Raw genomic sequence first — 1,546 nt, forward strand, 5'->3', positions numbered from 1 at the left:
ACTCGGCGTAGCGCCGATGCGCGCTGGGCATGTGATCGGGATCTGTGCCATGCCGGCGCCCGCCATGACGACGCTGGTGTGCGGCGATGCGCTGACCCCGGTGGAACAGCTCGATCGTCCGGGTCGTGGCGCGGATATCGACCTGCTCGCGGATCAGGCCATGGGGTACCGAGTAGAAGAAGCCGTCGAACTCGACATGATAATCGAGAGAGACCCGCGCCAGGCGCCATTCCGCGAACTGGTAGTCGGCGTCCGGCAGCAGCGCCAGCACAGGCCGCTCGACGGTCTCGAACAGATGCCGGCGGCTGACGCCGAGCCTGCGCATGACGTGGGCGTTGATGCGCTCCACCATGGCGGCGATCGCGGTGTTCGCCTCGGCCAGCGAGAAGAAGGTCTGCCGGCGCAGCCGCCCGAGGATATAGCTTTGCGCGAAGCGCACACCAGCTTCGACCTTCGCCTTGTCGCGGGGCTTGCGCGGGCGGGCCGGCAGAATGCCGACGCCGTAATGAGCGGCCATCATCCCGTAGCTGCGATTGATCTCGGGATCGTAGAACGAGGCTCTCTGGACGCCGGACTTCAGGTTGTCGGGCACGACGAGGCGCGGCACGCCACCGAGGAAGCGGAACATCCGGACATGGGCCTCGATCCAGTCGGCCAGCGTCTGCGTCCAGGTCGCCTCGGCATAGGTGTAGTTCGAGGCGCCCAGCACGGCGACGAAGATCTCGGCGTCGCGCACGACACCGGTGGTCCGATCGACGATCGAGAGCTTCTTGCCGGAGTAGTCGACGAAGACCTTATCGCCGGCGGGGATGATCCTGGCGCATGGTCGGCGACAGGCGCCGTTCGAACTCCCGGAACAGATCGCAGAAGCGGCTGTAGCCATATCCCTCGGGATGAGCGTCGCGGTACTCCTCCCAGAGCACCATCAGGTTGACGCCGGGCCGCTTCAACTCGCAGGCAAGAGAGGCCCAGTCCGGCTCGGTGCGACGGCGGAACCCGCTCTTCACGCCTGCATGGGCGAACAGGCGCTGTTCGAGAACCGCGTCCGTCAGATCGTCGGCCAATGGCCAGGCAAGCCCGGCGGTCGCGGCGCGCTTGAGGTTGTCCTGGATCGTGCTGCGCGCCACGCCAAGCGTGCGTCCGATCCCCCGCGCGCTGACCCCGTCCCGGGCAAGCCGCAGCATCTGTCTTATCTGTCGCATGGTCAGTTCTCTCTTGGCCGGCATCCGGTTCCTCTCGATTGCGAGGGGCCTGATGCCCGGGGGACTGACCCAAACGAAAACGCCAAACTCACCGGAAACCGGCCGGGGATTGATCGGAACCCCGGCGGGCTTCAAATCGGAATGGTAGCCGACATCAGATCGGAACGGTGGCCGGCTTCAAATCGGAATACCCGGCCGGAATGAATCGGAATCCGCAGGTCTATGTCCGCGACGAGCGCCCCCATGCCGGTGATGCAGCGCCCGCCGTCCTCTATCGCTACACCCCGGATCGCAAGGGCATCCGCCCGCAAGGCCATCTCCAGGGCTTTGCGGGATAGCTCTAG

The 1,546-nt window shown here is 65.8% G+C and carries 3 protein-coding genes; all 3 read right to left on the reverse strand.

Going from position 1 to position 1,546, the window contains the following annotated elements; genetic code table 11:
* On the reverse strand, positions 1–883 hold an 883-nt coding region (gene istA, locus AE618_RS21520), incomplete at its 3' end, for an IS21 family transposase (RefSeq protein ID WP_248310969.1).
* Positions 795–1,202, reverse strand: a complete 408-nt coding sequence (locus tag AE618_RS28890) for a helix-turn-helix domain-containing protein (RefSeq protein WP_248310970.1) — start codon at positions 1,200–1,202, stop codon at positions 795–797. The genes istA and AE618_RS28890, both read right to left, overlap by 89 nt.
* Before the next feature lie 131 nt (positions 1,203–1,333).
* Positions 1,334–1,546, reverse strand: a 213-nt coding sequence (locus AE618_RS29080; protein WP_210166468.1) for a hypothetical protein, incomplete at its 5' end; no start/stop codon positions are given.

The sequence above is a fragment of the Allobosea vaviloviae genome, assembly GCF_001298265.1.
Classification (GTDB): Bacteria; Pseudomonadota; Alphaproteobacteria; order Rhizobiales; family Beijerinckiaceae; genus Allobosea; species Allobosea vaviloviae_B.

What these genes read in the sequence shown, in the direction of transcription:
- AE618_RS28890 (WP_248310970.1), bottom strand. Translation starts at nt 1,202, where the DNA reads ATGCGACAGATAAGACAGATGCTGCGGCTTGCCCGGGACGGGGTCAGC.